The organism is Billgrantia pellis, assembly GCF_008297955.1.
Lineage (GTDB): Bacteria > Pseudomonadota > Gammaproteobacteria > Pseudomonadales > Halomonadaceae > Halomonas > Halomonas pellis.
This window is the reverse complement of sequence record NZ_VTPY01000001.1, coordinates 512481-534945: the sequence shown is the minus strand read 5'-3', so window position 1 is coordinate 534945 and position 22465 is coordinate 512481. Positions and strand designations below refer to the sequence as shown.

General features: G+C 64.0%; 14 protein-coding genes. 3 read left to right on the top strand and 11 right to left on the bottom strand.

Features of this window, described 5'->3' with window-relative positions:
- Positions 1-127: 127 nt before the first annotated feature.
- The 4 genes from F0A17_RS02585 to F0A17_RS02570 form a co-directional block, all read right to left on the bottom strand.
- On the bottom strand, positions 128-739 hold the full coding sequence (locus F0A17_RS02585) for a response regulator transcription factor (RefSeq protein ID WP_149326764.1): 612 nt from the start codon (positions 737-739) through the stop codon (positions 128-130).
- On the bottom strand, positions 739-2178 hold the full coding sequence (locus F0A17_RS02580; protein ID WP_149326763.1) for an HlyD family type I secretion periplasmic adaptor subunit: 1440 nt from the start codon (positions 2176-2178) through the stop codon (positions 739-741). The genes F0A17_RS02585 and F0A17_RS02580 overlap by 1 nt, the downstream gene beginning before the upstream one ends.
- Positions 2178-4349, bottom strand: a complete 2172-nt coding sequence (locus F0A17_RS02575) for a type I secretion system permease/ATPase (protein ID WP_149326762.1) — start codon at positions 4347-4349, stop codon at positions 2178-2180. The genes F0A17_RS02580 and F0A17_RS02575 overlap by 1 nt, the downstream gene beginning before the upstream one ends.
- A 114-nt stretch (positions 4350-4463) precedes the next feature.
- Positions 4464-6683: a TolC family outer membrane protein gene (locus F0A17_RS02570; RefSeq protein ID WP_149326761.1), complete on the bottom strand. Its 2220-nt coding sequence runs from the start codon at positions 6681-6683 to the stop codon at positions 4464-4466.
- 420 nt (positions 6684-7103) lie between these two features.
- Here F0A17_RS02570 and F0A17_RS02565 point away from each other — a divergent pair, with 420 nt between their 5' ends.
- From F0A17_RS02565 to F0A17_RS02555, 3 genes are all read left to right on the top strand, one after another.
- On the top strand, positions 7104-7388 hold the full coding sequence (locus tag F0A17_RS02565; protein WP_149326760.1) for a hypothetical protein: 285 nt from the start codon (positions 7104-7106) through the stop codon (positions 7386-7388).
- 152 nt (positions 7389-7540) lie between these two features.
- The gene (gene thiI, locus F0A17_RS02560) at positions 7541-9016 is read left to right on the top strand and encodes a tRNA uracil 4-sulfurtransferase ThiI (protein WP_149326759.1); all 1476 of its coding nucleotides are present in this window, start codon (positions 7541-7543) and stop codon (positions 9014-9016) included.
- A 159-nt stretch (positions 9017-9175) separates the two neighbouring features.
- Positions 9176-12451 (top strand): transglycosylase domain-containing protein, encoded by a 3276-nt coding sequence (locus F0A17_RS02555; protein ID WP_223111490.1) that lies wholly within the window; start codon positions 9176-9178, stop codon positions 12449-12451.
- Here F0A17_RS02555 and F0A17_RS02550 read toward each other — a convergent pair.
- The 7 genes from F0A17_RS02550 to F0A17_RS20640 form a co-directional block, all read right to left on the bottom strand.
- Positions 12391-15480 (bottom strand): efflux RND transporter permease subunit, encoded by a 3090-nt coding sequence (locus F0A17_RS02550; RefSeq protein WP_149326757.1) that lies wholly within the window; start codon positions 15478-15480, stop codon positions 12391-12393. The two genes, F0A17_RS02555 and F0A17_RS02550, sit on opposite strands and share 61 nt — an antisense overlap.
- Before the next feature lie 14 nt (positions 15481-15494).
- Positions 15495-16553, bottom strand: coding sequence for an efflux RND transporter periplasmic adaptor subunit (locus tag F0A17_RS02545; RefSeq protein ID WP_149326756.1), 1059 nt, complete (start codon positions 16551-16553; stop codon positions 15495-15497).
- Positions 16554-16741: 188 nt separating this feature from the next.
- A complete protein-coding gene (locus F0A17_RS02540) occupies positions 16742-19123 on the bottom strand; it encodes a DNA polymerase II (RefSeq protein WP_149326755.1) in 2382 nt (793 codons plus the stop codon).
- Positions 19124-19217: 94 nt separating this feature from the next.
- Entirely contained in the window at positions 19218-20051 is an 834-nt protein-coding gene (gene mepA, locus F0A17_RS02535; protein ID WP_149326754.1) for a penicillin-insensitive murein endopeptidase, read from the bottom strand.
- 37 nt (positions 20052-20088) lie between these two features.
- Positions 20089-21270, bottom strand: a complete 1182-nt coding sequence (locus F0A17_RS02530; RefSeq protein WP_149326753.1) for an alpha/beta hydrolase family protein — start codon at positions 21268-21270, stop codon at positions 20089-20091.
- 122 nt (positions 21271-21392) lie between these two features.
- Positions 21393-21677: a hypothetical protein gene (locus F0A17_RS02525; RefSeq protein ID WP_149326752.1), complete on the bottom strand. Its 285-nt coding sequence runs from the start codon at positions 21675-21677 to the stop codon at positions 21393-21395.
- Positions 21678-21880: 203 nt separating this feature from the next.
- Positions 21881-22405, bottom strand: coding sequence for a DUF421 domain-containing protein (locus F0A17_RS20640; RefSeq protein ID WP_223111489.1), 525 nt, complete (start codon positions 22403-22405; stop codon positions 21881-21883).
- Positions 22406-22465: the final 60 nt, after the last annotated feature.

Genomic DNA, 22465 nt, shown 5'->3' with positions numbered 1-22465 from the left:
CCCTGTTTCTTCGGCTTGTTATCGCCCCGACTCGCTGAGGCTTTTTCTGTTCATGGCGTCACATTAAGTTACGTTCCGTGACAAGAATATTGGACCGAAGGACAGGGCGCGTGTTAGGGAGCCATCCTCAGGAAACCCGCTCATCCTGCCTCGCCAGCATGAGCACCAGTTGCATGCGGTCGCGTACGGCCAGCTTGCGGAACACGGCCCCCAGATGGGCCTTGACCGTTCGCTCGGTAATGTCGAGCTGACGCGCCACTGCCTTGTTGCTGAGCCCCTCCGCAACCGCCATCGCCACGGCTCGCTCACGTTCCGTCAAGGTCGTCAGGCTCTCGCGGGGTAGTCGCTCGGCGCCCCCCAGCCCCTTGAAGGTGGCGCCAAGCACACGACTGAGCAGCTCGGTAGGCACCCAGATTCCCTGATTGCCGGTCACCAGCGCCACTTGCTGCAGCAACTCGGCCGGTGAGAGTGCATGGATGTAACCTCGGGCTCCGGCCTGCAGCGCTTGCAGCGCCTCTTGATCGCTCGGCGACAAGGCCATCACGACCACGATGACGTTTCGGCTCGCCAGGTAGGAAGCCAATGGCGACCATTCGGGACAGTCGGTCATGAGCCAGATTCTATCGCCGGCCGTCGCCATGACGCGCGCCTGGTCGGCATTGACGAGACGGGCATCAGGAAAAGCGCTGCGCCAGCGAGGGATTTCGTCGCGCCTGCGACTGACGAAGAGATGAACCATCAGCGTTCTCCCATGGAATCGCTCCACGCCCGCAGGACAGGCTTGAGCATGAACTGCATCACGGTGCGTTTGCCCGTCATGATGTCGACCTGGGCCGTCATGCCGGGTATGACCTGGATATCGCTGCCCAGGCCTTCGCCCTCCAGCGTCCTCACCCGCACCAGATAGAAGGTGTTGTCCTTGTCGTCGGTGATGGTGTCCGCGCTGATATGGTCGAGCTCCGCCTCCAGCCCGCCGAAGATGGCGAAGTCGTAAGCGGTGAGCTTGATGGTGGCGGGCTGCCCAGGGCGGAGGAAGGCAATATCCTGCGGGGCGATGCGCGCCTCGACCAGCAACTGGTCGCCGCTGGGCACGATGTCCACGACCTCCTGACCGGGTTGCACCACACCACCGAGCGTCGTGATACCCAACCGCTGGACCACCCCGTCCACCGGTGAACGAACCTCAGCCAGCCTGACCCGGTCCTGGAGTCCCGCGCTCGATTCGTCCAACGCACTGAGATCACCGAGCGTCTGGGCCAGGTCATTGCGCCATTCGCTGCGCCGTTCGGCACCGAGTTCACGTAGCTGGGTGCGCGCTTCCTCGACGGCAGCCTCGAGGCGCGCCACCGCGGCCGCCGCCTGATTGCGTTCACCGGTAGCGCGGGACACCTCTCGCTCCAGCCGCAGGATATCGACCTCCGATACCGCTCCCGACTGCAGCAGCGGACGGGTCAGGTTCAACTCCTGGCTGGCCATGTTGGCCTCGCGTTGGGCGGTGTCACGTCGCGCCTCGGCTTCATTGAGTTCTTCCTCGCGCTGGCGGATACGATCGCGCAGAATGCTCTCCTGCTCGCGCATCTCCTCGCGCCGGCTCTCGTACACCGCGCGCTCCTGGGCGACGATCTCGGGCGCTTCGGTACGCAGTGTCTCGTCGGGGTCGAAGGCGGTGTCGGTCACCAGAGCACGCAGCCGCTCGGCCCTTGCCCGCAGGGCCAAGGCCTGGGCACGGTTTTCACGAAAATGGGCCACGAAACGGGTGGGATCGATACGCATCAGCACCTGGCCCGCGTCGACGAACTGCCCTTCGCGCACCAGGATCTCTTGAACCACTCCACCGTCGAAGGACTGTACCTTCTGCAGTTGGCTCGACGGGATGACGCGGCCGACGCCACGCGTCACCTCGTCGATCGAAGCGAAATAGGCCCACATCACGAGAGCGGCGACGGCGCACAGCACGAGATACAGGAGGGCACGAGCCCGCATGGGGTCCTGCTGCAACCGCGCCCAGTCGGCATCGCTACTCCAGTCTCGATTGAGATGCGCGGAGGTGACGCGCTTGGCGAATAAACGATCAATGAAGGGCCGAAACGCCTTGCCGCCCACGTCGGAAAAGCGGCCGATCGCTTCGAAGCCCTGCTGCTCGGCGCTCTTGCTTGCTTTCGCCTGCTCCGTCGCCATTAGCCGGCTCTCCCGATCTGGCCCTTGCGCAAGGCTTCCACCACCTTGTCACGCGGTCCATCCGCGACCACCTTGCCGGCATCGATAACGATGATGCGGTCGACCAGCGACAGCAGCGAGGTCCGATGGGTCACCACCAGCATCGTCTTGCCCTCTCCGTACTGCTTGAGGCTGGTCTTGAAGGCCTCCTCGCTGGCGTGGTCCATCGAGCTGGTGGGTTCGTCGAGCAGCAGTATCTGCGGGTCGTGGACCAATGCCCGCGCGATCGCGACGGCCTGACGCTGCCCGCCGGACAACATCTGACCGCGCTCGCCCACCTGCAGGTCGATGCCTTGGGGGTGGCTATTGACCAGGTCTTCCAATCCGCTGAGGTGAACCGCCCTCAACAGCGATTCGTCATCGATGCCGTCGCTGCCGCCTCCGGCCACGATGTTGTCACGCAGTGAACCGAAGAACAGGCTGACATCCTGGGGCACATAGCCGACGTGACGACGCAGCTGCACCGGATCGAACTGGCGCAGATCGACACCGTCGAGAGTGATCGCGCCTGCCGTGGGCGCGTACAGGCCCAGAAGAAGTTTGTTGACCGTGGTTTTCCCGCAGCCGACTCGGCCGAGCAGCGCGACCTTTTCGCCCGGCTCGATCTTCAGCGAAATGTCGCGCAACGCATCTCGCTCTTCGTCCGGATAGCGCAGGGATACCTTGTCGAAACGGATCTCGCCGCGAATCACTGGACGACTGATGAAGGCCTTGCCTTCCGGCCGCTCCACGGGACGTTGCATGACCCCCTCGAGCGACTGCAGCGCAGTGGCCGATTGGTGATATTGCGCCAGCAGCGCCGCCGCCTGGCTTACCGGCGCCATGGCGCGAGACGACAGCATGTAGGCGGCAATCAGGCCGCCCTGCGTCAAATCGCCCTCGATGATCAGGTAGACGCCGACCAGCATCACTGTCACCGCCACGGTGTGCTGTGCCCACATGGCCACGTTGGAAACGGAGGTACTGACCAGGCGCAATTGGGCGGAAGTTCGTGAGAGAAAGGCGCTGGCCTTTTCCCAAGAACTCTGCAGGCGACTCTCGGCGCGCAGCGTCTTGACCGTTTCCAGATGTGACAACGATTCGACCAGCGTGGCATTGCGCTGAGCACTGACCCGCCAGGTAGTTTCGGAGAGTTCGTGCAACTTGCTCTGCGCAGCCAGGGCGTAGAGCAGCACGAAAACGATACCGGCCAGCACCGGCAGCACCAGCGGCGGCCCGATCAGCGCGATGATGGCCGCGAAGAACAGCACGAAAGGCAGGTCGACCAGAGCCACCACGGTGGCCGAGCCGATGAAGGCGCGTACGGATTCGAAGGATTGCAGGGTGGAAGCGAAGGAGCCCGTCGAGGTGGGACGTGCCTCCATGCGCAGGCCCAGGACCTGCGCCATGATCCGCGACGATAGCTTGACATCGGCCCGGCTGGCGGCCAGGTCGATGAAGGCGCTGCGCATCAGGCGCAGCAGCAGGTCGAAGCAAAGGACGACGAAGATGCCTACCGCCAGTACCCACAGCGTCTCGGTGGCATGGTTGGGCACCACCCGATCGTAGACGTTGAGCACGAACAGCGGCATTGCCACGGCGAAGAGATTGATGATCACGGAGCCGGCGATGACGTCGCGGTAGAGGCGGCGATTCTCGCGGATCACGCCCCAGAACCAGTGGCGCGAGCGCTGCTTGCCGACCTCCGGACCACGCGCATCGAAGCGGAAGCGCGGGCGAACATAGATCGCCTGGCCGCTATAGCTGTCCGCCAGACCGTCCAGTTCGACCTCGACCATGGCGTCGCCGAGTTCGGGAAAGATGACCTGCGCCCGACGTGCCTTGAGATCCAGGGCCTGCAGCACACAGGCGCGCCCGGGCTCGAGCAGCAACACCACGGGGAACAAGGCCGGATTGAGTTGCACCAGGCGGCTCTTGACGATGCGTGCCGTCATGCCCGCCCTGGCGGCGGCACGCGGAAAGACGCCGGGGGTGAGACGCCCCTCTTCCAGGGGCAAACCGGCAGTCAGCGAATCGGCCGTAGCCGTATGGTCGTGGGCATGCGCCACGGCCTGCAGGCATTCGAGCAGTTCGTCATGCACCGCAGAACGCGGGAGCCCCAGGGAGGCATCCAGAATTTCTTGCTGCGTCACGTGGACCTCGGGGTGTAAGACCCGCCCGGCGACGAGCCGGGCGGGCACAGGGCACGGTGTATCGGAACGTCGCGCGCGATACGTCGAACGCGAGCGACGTCAGCCCTGGGCCTCTCAGCCCTGCACGACGTAGCTGCCGGAATAACCGAGGCGCTCGAGTTCGGAGCGCAAGACGGCCAGATCGGCGTTGCCGGGAATCGGTCCAAGCTGCACCCGATGCAGGCCGGACCCGCTGACCAGGCGTGACGGCTGCGAGAGCGCTCCGCTCAGCTCGTTGCCAACCCGTTCCGCTTTCGTGGGATCACGCAGCGCCACGACCTGGAGGTAAGTATCCGGCTTCACCTCCAGCGCCATGTCAGTGGTCATCGATCGGTTGTCGCCAAGCTCAGCGTAGAGGCGCGTCACGGATCGCTCGGTGGCCCATGCCTCGGCTGCGCTCGTCCTCGCCAGCTCGGCTGCGTTGGCTTCACTCGGCCAGACCGTCATGTCGAGATTTTCCCCCTCTCGCTCGAGGGTGACTTCCACACGTCGATTCTGGCGGCGGCCTTCAACGGTCTCGTTGCCGGCGACCGACCGGCGCGAGCCGTAGCCACGAGTTTCTATCAGGCTGCGGTCGACACCCTGACTCACCAGGTAGTCGGCTACGCTGTCGGCACGTCGCTGGGAGAGCGGATCGTTGATCGCATCACCACCGGTGCTGTCGGCATGACCGGCAATGAACACGCGAGCCAGATCGGTACGAGCGCGAATCCGCTCGGCCAGCTCGGTCAGCGCCTGACGCGAATCGGGCCCCAGCTCGGCACTGTTGGTGGCAAACAACGCATCGGCGGAAAGCGTGAGATCCGGGGCACGGGTCGGGGCCGGCACGCTGAGACCACGCGTGAAATCGGCAAGGGTGAAGCCCTGGGGACCTTCCACCGGGCAGAGCGTGCTCGGATCGAGCTCGACGCCCTCGCTACCCAGCTCCGCCAGGGTCGGCATGTCGTCGCGCGCCACCCCGAGCGCCTGCATGAGCTGCCCCATGGCGGCCAGCGTACGGGCATCGGCCAGGGCAATATCGTACTCGGCGTTGATGTAGGCGCGACCGGCCTCGAAATATTCGTTCTCGCTGTCCAGGACGTCCAGCAGCGTGCGCTGGCCGATGTCGAACTGCTGCTGATAGGCGCCGCGAACCCGATCGATCGATTGGCGATGCTCGTTGAGATAACGAAGCTGTTCGCGCAGACGGCGGGTGTCGTTATAAGCGATCTGAGTGGTCTGGCGCACGTTGGTGCAAGCCAGGTCGCGCTGATGGATCGCCTGTTCCACGCGATCGCTGGCGGCCCGGAACGAGGCCAGGTCGCTGCCGCCACGATACAGGTTCATGCTCGCGACCAACTCGATGCTGTGCCGGTCGCGGCGGCCGTAGCCATCGTAACCCGTCTCGTTATTGTTGGTCCCGGTGCGGCCACGCAGATCGAGACGCGGCTGGAAAGCGGCACGGGTTCCCGAATGTTCGGCACGGGCCGCTTCGATGTTCTCGATGGCGGCATGAAAATCGGGGTTGTCCTGGAATGCCAGATCGACCGCCTCGGCTACCGAAGGCGGCAGGCGATCGTCGAGCGGCGGAACCGGCGCCAGGTCTTGTGCCGGCAGCGTACCGACGATGCGCTGGTAGCGTGCGGTGACATCATGCAGATTGGACGCTTCGGTCATCAGGTTCGATTCCGCCAACGCAAGGCGACCGCTGATCTGCTCCAGGTCGACGCCACGCCCTGCACCGGAATGCACGCGCTCCTCGATCTGGTGGAAGACACGCAAGTGATCGGCATAGTTGCCTTGAGCCAGCCCTACCAGCTCGCGGTAGCGGCGTACGTCCAGATAGGCGCGGGCGGCTTCCAGCGCCACGTTCTCACTGGCACCGAGCAGTTCGTAGTAGCGCACCAGCTCTGCACGGTCGAGCCGTTCGACGTCGCTTCGGGTGGCGAAGCCGTCATAGATCATCTGGGTGAGGCGCAACTCGGCAAAATCCGTATCGTAGCTTCCACGACCATCTCCCTCTCGCGCCTCCAGGCCGATGCCGGCCGACAGGTCCACGCTCGGCAGATAGTTGCCGCGCGCCACATCGGCGTCATGGCCGGCCGCACTGAGGCCGTTCCAGGCGGCCTGGACTTCGGGATTGGTCACCAGGGCCTGGCGGACCACTTGCGGGAGATCGCTGGAACCCGGCGCCGCCAGGCCCGGTGGCAGGGTTTGCGCCACGGCGGCGGCGATGGGCAGAAACGTCAACGAGGCGCCCACCACGACAGCCTTGGTAAGCCGGTGGGCATGAGATGGGTCGATGATAGTTTTCATGGTGTTCCCTGTTCATGATTCAGCCGCCCGCTTGCGTACGGCGAGGCCGACTGGCAGTAGAGGTTGTGTTCTTGTTATGGCGGGGCTCATCCGGTCGACCGGACGGTGCATCCTTTCCCGATTTCCTCGAAACGCGTCTTGCCTGGTTCGCTGGCCGCACCACCGTGTTACGTTTACGTAACAGGCGCAGACACGCGTCAGTCATGCGTTTTATGTACTTTTGTAAGCTAGCGTAACTGAGCTTTTCGCTTTCGCCAACCCTTTTCAGGTCATGCCTTTCAACCTTTCGGATGACTTTCACCAAGTGGTTGATTATGCCCCATTCAGCACATCCCCCGGCTGGCCGGACGGCTCTCCTGCCACTGCCAAACATGCTATCGTCAGCTCATATCGACACGGCCACAGTACGAGGAGACCGCCATGTCCGCTTCATCCGAGATCCAGAAGACGCGCGTCATCTACGAACTGCGCGGTTTCATCAAGAAACTGCTGCAGGAACCCCGCATTCTCGAAAGTTCGCTTGAGATCGCCCGCCGCCACCTCGGCGAGGGGAAGCCCGACGATGTCATGGCTCGCATCGCCAACGAAATCTCCGCTACCACCAGCGTGCACATCCCCGAGGATCCACAGGAGCATTCGGAAGCCGACAAGCTCTTTCTGGAGTTGCTGAAAGAAGTCATCAGCGAGGAACAAGCCCTTTACTGAGGCCGCGCGCCGCCCAAGGCCGGGCACGGAAACGCCCGGCTTCCCGTCGCCTTCCCCGTGCGGGTCGCGCCGGAACCGATCGGGCCTCACGGATTTCCCTCTGGTATAATGGCAAGCAATTGTTTTCCAGAACGTTTACAAGTGCATGCCTCATGTATTACCTGCTTAAGCTGTTTCCCGAGATCACCATCAAGTCGCGCCCCGTGCGGCGCCAGATGACCCGCTGCCTGGTGGGCAATATCCGCAACGTGCTTCGTCCTCTCGGCGACGCTCTGGATGTCCAGGGCGGCTGGGATGCCCTGAAAGTGAGAATCCCGAGCGATGCCACTTCCGAATGGCGCCGCCAGCTCGAGGAAATGCTTTGCCACATCCCAGGCATTCATGAGATTCAAAGCGTCGAAGACGTTCCGTTCCACTCCTTTGCCGATACCACCGAGCGCCTGGTGCCGGTGTGGCGCGAAGCCATTGCCGGCCGTTCCTTCCGTGTCACGGTGAAACGCCGCGGGGAACATGACTTCTCATCCGATCAGTTGGAGCGTCATCTTGGGCGCGAACTGCTGGATGCCGCCCCCGGCTCACGAGTGCAGCTGAAACACCCCGACGTGGACGTCCGCGTGGAGGTGGCCGACGATCGGCTGCGCCTGGTGCGCCAGCGCTGGCCTGGGCTTGGCGGCTATCCGCTGGGGCTTCAGGGCCAGGCCCTGTCGCTGATCTCGGGCGGTTACGATTCGCCGGTTGCCACCTGGAAGATGATGCGTCGTGGCATCAAGACCCACCTGTTGTTCTTCGAACTCGGCGGCGCCGGCCATGAAGCGGCCGTTCGCGAGGTCTCCCATCATCTCTGGGAGACCTACGGCCGATCGCACCGGATCAAGTTCATCTCGGTCCCCTTCGAGGGCGTGGTGGGGGAGCTTCAGCGCCGCATTCCCGATGGGCTGATCGGCGTCGTGCTGAAGCGCATGATGGTGCGCGCAGCCAGCCGCATCGCGGCACGCTCGCGAATCCCCATGCTGGTGACCGGCGATGCCATCGCGCAGGTGTCGAGCCAGAGCCTGACCAACCTGGTCCTCATCGACGAGGCCAGCGAACTCCCGATTCTGCGTCCGTTGATCGCCGAAGATAAGCAGGCCATCATCGATACCGCTCGGCGGATCGGTACCGCGCGCTTCGCCGAAACCATGCCGGAGGTATGCGGAGCCGTCTCCCAGCGACCCAACACGCAAGCCCGCCGCGACAAGGTGATCGACGCCGAGGCCAACTTCGATTTTGGCGTGCTGGACGCTGCGGTCGCGAATGCGGTCACGACCCGCTCCGATCGCCTCATGGAGCCGTTGGCATCCGGAGACGCCACCCTCGACGTCATCAGCGACCTGCAGGCGGTGGCGCACGATGTGCCGATCAGCGTGATCGATATCCGCCCGCCGTCCGAGCGAGAGGCGGCACCGCTATCGCTCGGGAATGTCGAATGCCTGGAGATCCCCTTCTTCGAATTGCCGTCACGCGCCGAAGCCCTCCCCAACGATCGCCATTATCTGCTCTATTGCGACCAGGGCGTCATGAGCCGCATGCAAGCGCTGCACTTGCACGATCGGGGGTTGACTCACTTCGGCGTTTATCGAAACGACTGATCCCTTTTGCGTTCATTGCACGATGACGTCACGACTCTTTTTTGTAACCGCTCTTTATTGCTCTGTCCGACTGAGCTAAAAACAAAACTATAAGTCGCGGTCGGGTGGGAGTGACGCATGGGTGCGCGCGGTTCTTCGTCACGCCGGGGGACGTCCGACGTGTCGTGGCTTGAAGGTGGCGAGTCGCTCAAGCCCCGTTCTCCTTTTCTCGAGGAACCGCGGCTCGAGCCGGCAACACGCCCGGACGTCAGCCATCGCTATTGGTGGATCGTCCTTGGCGTGCTGCTCGTTTTGTTCGGCATTACCCTGGCCACGCTGCTGGTGGCCGAGGCCAAGACGTCCCACTTCCAGGCACAAGAGCTGTCGCGCTATGCGGCCACGCTGCGCTATGCCATCAGTCCAGGCAAGAGCGACAGCATCGAGTATCCCGATCACGGCCCGTTCGATCAGCGCTTGGGGTACACCCGGTTGCCGGATTTCGAAAACCGTCTTTATTCGCGCGGCTACGAAATCACCGAACAGGCGCGTTTTTCACCCGCCCTGCTCGACTATGCCCGCTGGGGTTTCTTTCCCCCTTATCCGGAAAAGACCCAGGCCGGCCTGACCCTGACGGAGTGTCGCGGGGATACGCTGTACCGTTTCCGCCATCCGCAGCGTCAATACTCTCACTTCGAAGCCATTCCCCCCTTGGTACTGCAGGTACTGCTCTTTATCGAGAATCGCCAGTTGCTGGATAACAGCAGCCCTTACGTCAATCCCGCAGTGGACTGGCCACGCTTCACCAAGGCGGCCATTTCCCAAGTCGGCCGCGCGCTGGACCTGCCCGGCCAGGCGGCGGGCGGCAGCACGCTGGCGACCCAGTTGGAGAAGTACCGTCATTCGCCACGCGGACTGACGGGATCGCCGCGCGAAAAGCTGCGTCAGATGGTGTCGGCCAGCGTCCGCAGTTACCGCCATGGGCCCCAGACGCTCACGGCTCGCCAGGACGTGGCGCTCGACTACCTCAATTCCGTTCCGCTGTCGGCAGCGCCGGGCTACGGTGAGGTGCACGGTCTGGGCGACGGCCTGTGGGCCTGGTTCGGCGCGGACTTCGAGACGCTCAACCGCCGCTTGGCCAATGGTCTCGACGACATCGATGCTCGTGACGAGCAGGGGCTGGCCTTGCGCCAAGTGGTCGCTTTGATGATCGCGCAACGACGACCCTCCTGGTATTTGTCGGAAGGGCGCCAGGCGCTGGAGCGGTTGACCGACAGCTACCTGCGTCTGCTTGTCGACGAAGGCATCGTGCCCACCCACCTCGCCCAAGCGGCACTGGCCCAGCGCCTGTCGTTCCGGGACCTGCAGCGCCAGCCGTTCAACCTGGGCGTAGCGCCGGACCGTGGACTCCGAGTCGCTCGGCAACGACTCGCCGGGTTGCTGGGCGTACCGCTCTACGACCTGGACCGCCTCGATCTTTCGGCGCGAACCACGCTCGATGGCACGCTCCAGCGTGAAGTCACCGGCTACCTGCATCGCCTCGCCGATCCCGCATTCGCCGCCGAGATCGGGCTGCTGGGCGAGCGGATGCTCTCGCCCGAGAGCACCGAGGACGTACGCTACAGTTTCACCTTGTTCGAGCGAACGGACGCCGGTTTCCTGGTGCGCGTGCAGACCGACAATACCGACCAGCCTTTCGACATCAACCAGGGCAGCAAGCTGGAGCTCGGCTCCACCGCCAAGCTGCGGGTGATCGCGCACTATCTCGAAGTCATTGCGGAGCTGCATGAGCGACATGTCGGCCAAAGCGTCGAGATGTTGGGGGCAGTCGAAGTGGATCGACAAGACGTGCTGAGCCGCTGGGTGCTGGATCGGCTCATCGAAACGCCCGACACCCCTCTCGAAACGCTCCTCGCCGACGCCATGCAGCGTCGGTATTCGGCGAATCCGGCCGAAGCCTTCTTCACCGGTGGCGGACGCCATACGTTCAGTAACTTCCGCCGTGACGACAATGGCCGCCATGCAACACTCACCGAGGCCATGCGCGAATCGCTCAACCTGCCGTTCATTCGCCTGATGCGGGATCTGGTGCGCTACAGCATTCATCATGAGGAGCCGCGCTCCTCGCTGCTCGAGGACGACAGCGACCCGCGCCGCGAGGCGTACCTGCGCCGGTTCGCCGACCGCGAGGGGCGCACCTTCCTTCAGCGCTTCTGGAGCAAGTACCGCAAGCTGGATAGCGATGAGCGCCTGCATGCGTTCGTCGGTGGGCTGAAGCGCACCCCTTCACGCCTGGCGGCGGTGCATCGGTATCTCTTTCCTGAAACCGACCGCGATGGGTTCGCCGCCTTTCTCGCTGAATGGCTGCCGGCCGATGCCATGCCCGATGCACGCAGCATCGACGCCCTCTATGAGCGCTACGCGCCGCACCACCACACCCTGACGGACCAAGGGTATATCGCCAAGGTGCATCCACTGGAACTGTGGCTCCTGGGTTTCTTGCTCGACCGACCGGAGGCAGGCCTTGACGAAGCCGTCACCGCCAGCGCCGAGGAGCGCCAGGAAGTGTATGGCTGGCTGTTCCGCACACGCCATCGAAGCGCTCGCGACGTGCGTATCCGCACCATGCTGGAAGTCGAGGCGTTCATCGACATACAGGAGCGCTGGCAGCGATTGGGTTATCCGTTCGGCCAACTGGTGCCGTCGTTGGCGACTGCCGTAGGCGCTTCCGGCGATCGCCCGGCGGCGCTGGCCGAGCTGATGGGGATCATTCTCAACGATGGCATACAGCTGCCTACCCTGCGCATCGACGAGCTGCACTTCGCCGCCGAAACCCCCTATGAAACCCGTTTCCTGCCGGTGGACGGACGTTCCCGCCAGGTCATGGCGCCAGAGGTAGCCGCCATCCTGCGCGAAGCGCTGGCGGACGTGGTGGAAAGCGGTACCGCTCGGCGTCTGCAAGGCAGCTTTACGGACACCGACGGGAACACGCTCACCTTGGGAGGAAAGACCGGCACCGGGGACAATCGCATCGAGACCGTGACCCGACATGGCCATATCATCGAGTCGCGCGCGCGCAACCGCACGGCTACCTTCGTGTTTTATCTCGGTGAGGATCACTTCGGGACCCTGACCGCCTACGTCGCGGGCGACGCGGCAGACAATTTCCGCTTCACTTCCGCCCTGCCGGTGCAGGTACTGAAGGGCATGGTGCCGATCCTGGCACCTCACCTGCAGGCCGCCCCCCCATCCGACTCCCAGCCCGACCAGTGGCAAGTCGTGCTGCAAGACGGGCTCGAAGCCGGGCGTGCAGGCTGCCCGCGTCCTTCGCTACCCTATCGACAATATGCGGGCCCCGATGAGGAGGCGTCGCCCGATACGGCGGCTCACTCCCCCGTTCACTCGACTCCGTCCACATCCTCGCGCTCACCCTTCTCCCTGGCGCTGGCTCGCCGATAGGGGATGTTGAAAAGCAACGAGTAGAACACCGGGACAGCCAACAAGGTCAGCAGCGAGGCAAAGGCCAGACCGCCCATGATCGTGACCGCCATGCTGTTGAAAAAGGCATCGGTCAGCAACGGCAGCATGCCGAGAATGGTCGTGCCGGCCGCCAGTGCCACAGGACGCAGGCGGCTGATGCTGGCATCGATCAGCGCGTTCAGGCGCATCTTGCCCGAGCCGATCTGCGCATCGATCTCATCGACCAGCACGATGGCATTCTTCATCAGCATGCCCGAGAGGCTGAGCATTCCCAATAGCGCCGTGAACGAGAACGGCAGCCCGGTCAGCAGCAGCCCCATCACCACGCCGCAGATCGACATCGGTACGACCAGCCAGACGATCAACGGCTGACGCAGCTTGCCGAACAGAAGGATCGACACCAGCAGCATCGCCACGAAGCTCAGCGGCAATTGCCGCCCCAACGACGCCTGGGCGTCGGATGAATTCTCGTATTCGCCGCCCCACGACAACGAATACCCCGGCGGCAACGGCATGGCGTCGATCGCCTCGCGCACCGTGGAGAGCGCGGCCGCTGCGGTGATGCCCTCGGCAGGGTCGGCTTGCACCGTCAGCGTGCGCACGCGGTTGCGACGGTGGATCAGCGCTTCCTCGCTCTGCGTATCGAAAGCGTCGACCACCTGGGCAATAGGGATGAATCGCTGCTCGGCGCTGCTCCATACCAGGCGATCCTCGAGCCGCGAGACGTCGTGTCGCTCCTCGTCGGGCGGGCGTGCCACGATGGGGATCAGATGATCGCCTTCTCGATAGGTGCCGGTGCGCACCCCGGATGAGGCGAACTCCAGCGTCTGGGCCAACTCGTCACGCGTCACACCGGCGATACGCGCCCGCTCCTCATTGAACTGCGGCACCACGACGGTTTCCTGCTCGCGCCAATCATGCCGTACGTCGATCAGGCTGTCGCTTGCTCGCATGATGCCTTGTGCCTCGTCGGCCAACTGACGCAGCACGGCCGGGTTGCTACCGTGAAAGCGAGCCTCGATCTGGGCGCCCGCTCCCGGGCCGAACTGGATACGCTGGGTGCGTACCCGCGCCTCGGGAAACTCGACGCCAAGTTCGGCATAGACGTCAGGGGCGAGCTCGTCGATGCGCTCGAGGCTTTCGGCTCGCACGAGAAATTGTGCGTAGGCCGGGTCGGGCTGTTCCGGCGCGTAGGTCAGCATGAAGCGTGTCGCCCCTCGCCCGACGAAGGTCGAGACGTGCTCGACCCCGGGTTTCTCCAGCAGATAGGCTTCAATCCGCTCGGCATCGCGGCGAGTGGCGCGGATATCGCTGCCTTGGGGTAGCGCGTAATTGACGTAGAACATCGGCGTGTTCGAGTCGGGGAAGAACGACTGCGAGACGAAGGAGAACCCCCAAGCGCAGGCGACCGTGATCGCGACCAGCAGCATGACGGTCAACCCGCGCAGACGCAGCGCCAGCCCGAGAAAGCGGGCATACAGACGATAGAGCCAGCCGGCGTGGGGGTCACCGTCGCTCTGGATCCGTGCCCCGCGAAACAGATAGAAACCGAACAGCGGCGTGACGGTGATGGCCAGCACCCAGCTCAGCAGCAGCGAAATCGCAATCACCGCAAACAGGGAGAACAGGAACTCGCCGGTGACGTCATCCGACAGGCCGATGCCGGAAAAGGCCAGAATGCCGATGACGGTGGCACCCAGCAGCGGGATCTGGGTACGTCTGGCGGCATCGCTGGCGGCCTGCTTGACGGGCTGGCCACGCTGCATGTCGATCAGCATGCCCTCGGCCACGACGATGGCGTTATCGACCAGCATGCCCATGGCGATGATCAATGCCCCCAGCGAGACCCGTTCCATCTCGATCTCGAAGATCCACATGAAAAACAGCGTGCCGAGCACGGTCAGCAACAGCGTCGAGCCGACTACCATGCCGACGCGCCAGCCCATGAACAGGCAGAGCACGCCGATCACGATGGCGACCGAGGTCGCCAGATTGATCAGGAAATCGTTGATCGCCTCGTCGACCACATGGTGCTGCTCGTAGATGGGGTGGAGTTCGACGCCGAGCGGAATGCGCCCTTCGAGCGATGCCAGATGCCGCTCCACCGCCTTGCCCACCTCGACGATATTGGCCTCGGCCACCCCGGCCACGGCCAGAGTGAAGGCCGATTCGCCGTCATGGCGGATCAGGTGATCGGGCACTTCCTCGGGCTGCCGGTAGACATTGGCGATATCGATCAATGAGACCTGCTCGGTGGTACCGGGACGCCCGATACGGATCGCCTCGATGTTGGCCACGCTATCCACGCCGGCACGCGCCACGATCCGTACATGATTGTCGCCGATGCGCATCGACCCCGCTTGAGTGACCTGGTTTTCGGTCTGGATCGTATTGATGACGTGATCGATGGGGATACCCAGCGTGGTCAGACGCTCGTTGGGTATCTCGATGTAGATCGTCTCCTCACGCTCGCCCGCCGTCGCCACCCGAGCCACGTTGGGAACCGTCAGCACTTCACGCTGCAGAAAGCGCGAAATGTCGCGGATCTCGTCAAGCGAGTAGCCGGGCGCGGTCACGGCATAGAAGATGCCGTAGACCTCGCCGAAATCGTCGTTGACCTGGGAGGGCAAGGCCCCTTGCGGCAGGTCGTCCTGGGCATCGTTGACTTTTCGCCGAAGCTCGTCCCAGATCTGCGGCAGCTCGTGGCTGCGATAGGTCGAAGCTACCTCGACCTCGATCTCCGAGCGTCCCGGCATCGAGACCGACTCGATCAGGTCGATCTGTTGCAGTTCCTGGATGGCCATCTCCAGGCGCTCGGTGACTTCCTCCTCGACTTCCTGCGCGGTGGCGCCGGGGTACGGCGTGTTGATGATGGCGTTGGGAATGGTGAACGAGGGGTCTTCGAGCTTGCCCAGGTTGGCGAATCCCCAGAGCCCGCCGAACAGGCAGACGACAACGATCAGCCAGGTGAGAATCGGCCGCTCGATGGACGACTTGGCGATATCCATATCGTGCTCCCGGGCTAGAGGTTCGCTTCCATGGGTCGTACGCGAACATCCTCGGTCAGCAGGTGAGAGCCTGCGGCCACGATGCGCTCACCCTGTTGCAGACCAGCGAGAACCGGCACCGTCTCGCCGCGTATTTCGCCTACCACGACCTGCCGCGGTTCAACGCGCCGCTCTTCGGCGCGATAGACCCAAACACGGAAGTCGCCGTTGCTGTCCTTGTCCAAGGCGTCGACGGGAATCAGCAGCGCGCCGTGCTCGACCGCATCGACCAGCGAGACTGACACCGACGCCGTCATGCCGGGCCGTGCATCGCTCTGCTCATGATCGACGATGGCGAAATCGACCTCATAGGTCTGCGCCACTTCGTCCGGCTCCGTGACATGCTCGCGATACGCCAGGGAAAAGCGCTTCCCCGGCTGGGAGAGCAGCTCCGCCTCGACGACGAAGCGATCCGGTTCGTCCACATGGCGAATGAGCGATTCGGGAACGTTGATCTTGACCCGGAGCTCCGTCACGTCCTGGACGCGGACGACGGCGGTATTGGGGGGGACGTTGCTGTGGTTCTCCACCAGGCGGCGCGTGACGAGCGCATCGAACGGCGCCTCGATCGAGGTGTAGGAGAGATCTTGGCGGGCACTGTCTCGCTGCACGTCGGCGAGCTCGTAGTGGGTGCGCACCTCGTCGAAGGTCGACTGGGAAACCGAGTGGCTCTCGAGCAGCTGCCGGGTACGCTGCATCTCGCGACGGGCCAGCTCATACTCGGCCTCGGCACGTCTGGCCGCCAGCTCATAGTCGGTGGTGTCGAGCCTTGCGATCGTCTCGCCGCGAGGAATCACCTCGCCCTGGCGTGGCGGCAGCTCGACCAGTTGGCCGCCGACGCGAAACGACAGGTCGACGGTCCGTACGGCCTCCACCCGCCCCACGAAGCGCCGGCTCGGCACATGGGTTTGGGCACCCACTTCCATTAGCTTGACGACGCGTGCTTCCGGCTCGCCTGTCTCGTTGTCGCCCTCTCCGTCGCACCCGGTCAGCGCCAGGAGCAGCAGAACGAGAACGCCCGATACCGATTTCATGCTCCACCTCCCTGTCGGTCGACGCATTCCCTGCTGACACAGCAACGTCCGTAGGAAGACGAAGTCAAAGCAGCGGACAGGCGCCGGAACTGCACACTATAGAACACATGATCCACGGGGGAAGATGCCCACCGTCGCCTGCATTCAAGCATACGTTTGAACTCGAATCACCCTTGCCGTCGTTCCCTTCAGAAAAGGCCCAATTGGCGATCGATCAGTGCCGAGAAATCGCCCCCGACGAAGGGCAGGATGGCGTCTGCCACCGGCTGGAGCTGGCGGGTGACATAATGCTGGTAGTCGAGCGATGAGCGCCGCGCCTCCAAAGGCTCCGGCCCCGCCACGGTCACCACGTAGCGGATCCAGCCTCCCCTCTGGTACTGCCGTGGCCGGCCCAGCCGATCGTTGAGTTCGTCGGCCATGCGCGCGGCGCGCACGTGTGGCGGCACGTTGCGCTGGTAGTCCTCCAACCGGCGCCTCAAGCGCTTGCGAAAGACCAGCAGTTCGTCATGCTCGCCCGCCAAGGTACGTCTCACGAAGTCCTGTACGTAATCCTGATACGGCTCGCCCTGAAAGATGCGCCGATAGAGCTCCTGCTGAAACACCTTGGCCAGCGGCGACCAATCGGCGCGCACCGTCTCAAGGCCCTTGAATACCATGCGCTCGCCGCCATCCGCCTCGCGCACCAGCCCGGCATAGCGCTTCTTGCTGCCCTCCTCGGCGCCGCGGATGGTCGGCATCAGAAAGCGCCGGAAATGCGTCTCGAACTGAAGTTCCAACGCGCTCGCAAGCCCCAGTTCGCCTGCCAGGTGATCGCGCCACCAGGCGTTGACATGCTCCGCCAGCGTCAACCCGATGGCCCTCGCGACACGCTCCTCGTGCGCCTGCCCCAGCCACACAAACGTCGAGTCGGTGTCACCGTAGATGACGGTATAGCCTTCGGCTTCGATCAGCTCCCGCGTGCGGCGCATGATCTCATGGCCGCGCAGGGTGATGGAGGACGCCAGGCGCGGATCGAAGAAACGACAACCGCGCGAGCCCAGGACGCCATAGAAGGCGTTCATGATGATCTTGAGCGCGTAGGAGAGCGGCGCATTGCCTTCGCGCTTGGCCGCTTCTCGCCCCGCCCATACACGGGCCACCATGTCGGGCAGCGCGTGCCGGCTGCGCGAGAAGCGCGCCCCACGAAAGCCGGGTACGGTGTCGGACTCCGGCTCGTGCAGCCCCTCCACCAAGCCGACGGGATCGATCAGAAAGGTACGAATGATGGAGGGGTAGAGGCTCTTGAAATCGAGCACCAGCACCGAATCGTAGAGGCCGGGCCGTGAATCCATGACGAAACCACCGGGACTGTTCTCACCCTGCCGTTCACTCCGCCCCTGGGCGAGGTTGGGCGCTACGTAACCGAGCCGGTGCATGCGCGGCAGGTAGAGATGCGAGAATGCCGCCACCGAGCCACCGCTACGGTCGGCGGGCAACCCCGTCACGGTGGCACGCTCGAGCAGGAAGTCGATCAGCTCGGTTGTCTCGAAGATCCGCAGGACGAGTTCGCAGTCCTTGAGGTTGTAGCGGGCCAGCGCCGGTTTGTCCTCGGCGAACAGACGATTGATCGCCTCCATGCGCTGGTACGGATTGTCGATGGCCTTGCCTTCGCCGAGCAGCTCCTGGGCCACGTTTTCCAGGCTGAAGGAAGAAAAGCGCCAGGCTGCCTGACGCAGCGCCTCGATCCCGTCGACAATCAGCCGCCCCGGGGCCGAGGCGAAAAGGTGATTGGCATGGCTTCCATGCTCCCGCAGCCCCAGCGGCTCGCCACCTCGGCCGAGCAATAGCGGCACGCCGAGTCGTTCGGCGTGTCGCTGCAGCAGGCGCAGATCGAACTGCACCAGATTCCAGCCGACGATGACGTCGGGATCGTGCCGGGCAAACCAGGCATTGAGGCATTCCAGCAACGCGACGCGATCCGTACAGTAGTGGAGCGGGAAGTCGCGCGCCCGCTCCGCGTCACCGCCTTGCCCGTTCGCCGGCCCCAGCATATAGACCTGGCGCTGGCCGCAGCCCTGCAGCGCAATCGAGTAGAGTTCGCCCCGCTCGTCCGTTTCGATGTCCAACGAGCAGAGCGAGAGCGTTGGCCGGTAGTCCGGCGCGGGCTTGAGCTGTGCCTCGCCTAGCATGCCGTTCGCCTGCACCTCGCCCGTGAATGCCACCGGCGCGGTAATGAAGCGCTCCATCAGGTAGCGCTCCGGCGGGCGCACGTCGGCCTCGTAAATGTCGACTCCCGCCTCGCGCAGGCGGCGTTCGATCCGCATCAGCTGGCGATGCTGCCTGCCGTACAGGCCGAGCACCGGGCGCTGGCGGAAATCGCGCAGATCGAGCGGACGAAGTTCGACATCCCGTTCCCCCAGAAGCAGCGTCTCGACCTGTTCCCGCTGCTCGACGGGAACGAAGGCGACCGACGGTTGCTTGGGCAGGCGCACACGGCACGGACCGGTATCGGTCGCCAGCCAGAAGGTGACCTCGGTACCCTCCGGCGTATCCTGCCAGTGCCGCGTCAGCACGAATCCCCGCTGCTCCACCCTCGCCTCTCTCCCCACCGGTCAACCGCCCCATGTTACCCGGCGCGCAGAGCGCTGTCGTCGCAAGTCCGTCGCAGGATGGTCTGGCTTGGACCTATGGGTTCAGCACCGCCTGACAGGCTCGCGGCAGGGTCCGGCTCGGACTCGGATAGGCCTCGGGTCGCGGTATCGGCACGATGGCCCGGCAGCCTTCGCCGGGAGGTGGCTCGGCCTGGTCGACGCATTCCTCCGCACCCGGCGGACAGCGCAACCGGACATGAAGGTGCTCGTCATGGGAGTGCCAGGGACGCACCCGCCGCAGCCAGGAGCGATCGTCCCATTCACGCTCGCAGAGGTCGCGCTTGACGGCGGCATCGACGAAGATCCGCGCCACTCGAGAGTCGTCTGCGGCCAGACGAATGAGATCGGCATGGCGATCGGTCCAGCGGTCATCGAGCCGCTGCGTGCGAGGATCGACCAGGATCGGCTGCTCGATACCTTCGCGCTGGCGGCGGTCCAGCGGCGGCAGATCGAGACGAAACCAGATATCGACATCCAGCCCGCTCTGGTGGCTGACGTGTCCGTAGGGCATCGGCCCGCCGCGGGGTTGCGCCATGTCACCCACCAGTATCGGGCCAAAACCGGCGGCATCGACGCGGCGTCCCAGCGCCTCGATATAATCGATGAGCACGGGATGGCCGAAATGTCGGTTGCGCTTCATGTCGACGGCCTGATAGCCGATGCCATCGGCGGGCAGCGGCTCGGCACCCACCAAACAGGCCCCGCCGTGATGGCCGATAATCCTCGGCTCGCCGGGCAGCGGGTCGATGACGTCCGACCAGTCGTCCGCCGCCGTGACGACCGTTGCCCAGAGGGCGGTGACGAGGGATAGGGAGACGAACCAGGGCACCGCCCGGAACGGGCGGTACGTGAGGCAACGACAACGCATGTTTCAGCGATCCTTGGTTGGGTCTACGAAATACGACTCAACGTTCCTGACGGGCCAACCATGCCAAGCCGGGCCGATAGAGCATATCGTGCTCACCCTCGAACAGGACGAGCTCGGCAGGGCCGGACTGGAGGTGCAGCAACACCGAGGCATCGGCCTCGGCGAAATGGGGGAACTCACGGTCATCGTGAGTCGAACGTTCGCGCAATTCCTCGGGCACTTCACGATCCTCCATGAGTCGATCGATCAGTTCCTGGGCGATGCGATCCTCTTCGGCGGCCAGGTCGTTGAAGACCCGCAACGCCTGTGATGGCGGGACGGTCTCATCGCCGATGCCATGCGCGATGAGAATGCGGAGTTCGCCGGCCACGTCGGGCACGTACTCCACCGGGCTGCGCTTGAGGCACTCCTCCCACGCCTCGCTGCCCTCTTCCGGTACACCGCCGCAGGCGTCGGCGATCTCTTCGGCATATTTCTCCTCCTGCTCGTCGTTCCACCGATACCAGCTGACGAGATCGTAGACCGGTACCCATACCGAAACGCCGGCAAAGACGTCGGGATGACGACTGGCGAGATGCAGCGCATTCATCGCGCCACCGGAATAGCCCAGCAGGTAGATGCGCGATTCATCGACATTGGCCGTTTCGCGAGCGTAGTCGAGGGCATCCTCCATATCGGAGATGGCCAGATCGGAGGCGGTCGACTCGGGACGCCCGTCGTTCTGACCCCGAAAATCGGGGTGCATGAAGACCCAGTCGTTGGCAACAGCGAACTGGCCCAGCGGAATATCGATGTTCTGCAAGTAATCGGTACTCCAGCTATGGAGCACCAGCAGCAGCGGTTTCGCTTCCTCCGAGCCGGAGTCGTAGTAGAGCGCGAGCTGTTCGGCACCGTCGGCCGAGGCCGGGATCTCGATCTGCTCGATGTCGGGCACGAGCTCGTTCCAGGTCTCGATGTCGGCCTCGACCAGCCCGCCCGGAAATTCACTTACCCGCAGATGTCCGCTGGGATGTTCCCATTCTGCTGCCGTGCCGTTGCCATTCGTCGCTTGCCCATCGCCCTGAGCGACGCAGGCGGTGCTGGCCGTCGCCAGCCCGAGCGTCAACAACAGTGCGCGCCCCAGCGGCGGGCCATATCCGAGGCGACGACGGTGAAGCGGAGCGCAGAAGCGGGCAATGGCATCAGGCCGGGATACGATAGCGGCACAGGGACGCGGCATGACGGCTCTCCTTCCTTGGCGGGCTCACGCTCCAATGTAGCCCAGACGGCGAAATCCGGCAGCGCCCCTGTTCGAAAAAAGGCTAGCCGGCCCACGCCGAGCGTGGGCCGGGTGGTGCGGTTTCAGTCGCAGGGTACCACGGCTCGGCTGGTATTCTTGGCCCAGAGAGTCTGGCCGTCGGGAGTGGTGCCATGCGATTCCCAGGTTTCGGTGACCTCGATGCAGTAGGAACCGAGGTCCTCGACGGTACGCTCGGGCTCGGCCGGACGATCATTGCCGATGCGCAAGATATCGGGGTTTTCGCTGGTGTAGCGGGGAGTCAGTGCGTTGCTGCCGCAGCCGGCGATCAGCGCAGCCACCATCAGCAGGGGGAGAGTTCTGAACAGTTTCGCTCTGGGTAGTTTCATCGAATCATCCTCGAAAGCATACGTTCGTTTGTCGGATGATGCGTAACGGGTAATGCGGAGAGTCTGTCGTGCGGTCAATTCCTTTGACGGCCCGGCAGTAGCCCCATTCTATGCAAGTGAATCGGGCTGCGCCACTCATGCCAATTTCCTACGCCCCATCCGCCCCCCACGACACGATACCTTTCGAATGACAAGGCGCCATCCTACGCACCGGGCTGCGTCACGCCTTCGAGGCTCGATCCGTCGCTTCCCGAGGCGCGTTTCACGACGCTGAACGAGCCGTCGGTTTCCAGCACGACAGCCTCCACTTCGCTCAGTGCCGACACGCCGGAAGCTCGAATCGCCGCACGCACCTCGTCCGTGGTCACCCGCGCCTTGCGCATGGCGGCGGGGAGACAATCGCCGCGAAAGAACAGCAGTGCCGGCTCGCCCGTCACCACCTGCCTGACCCATCGCGTGCGCACGCTGAGCCAGGTCACCAGATACTGCATGCCGATCAGCAGGGCGAAAGCCAGGCCGCCCTGCAGCAACGTCACGTCCTTGCTGAGCATCACCGTGGCCAGCACCGACCCCAGCGCCACGGTCACGACCAGGTCGAAAGCGTTCATCTTCGATAGCGTGCGCCGGCCGGATATACGCAGCAGAAACACCACGCTGGCATAGCCCAGCACACCCAGCACCGTGGTACGCCACAATGCATACCCGCCGTCATAGATAATCGGATCCAAACCTACCTCCCAAGGGTACCGCCAGCAGCAGCCCGATCGCGAGTCGCCAAGGCATCCATC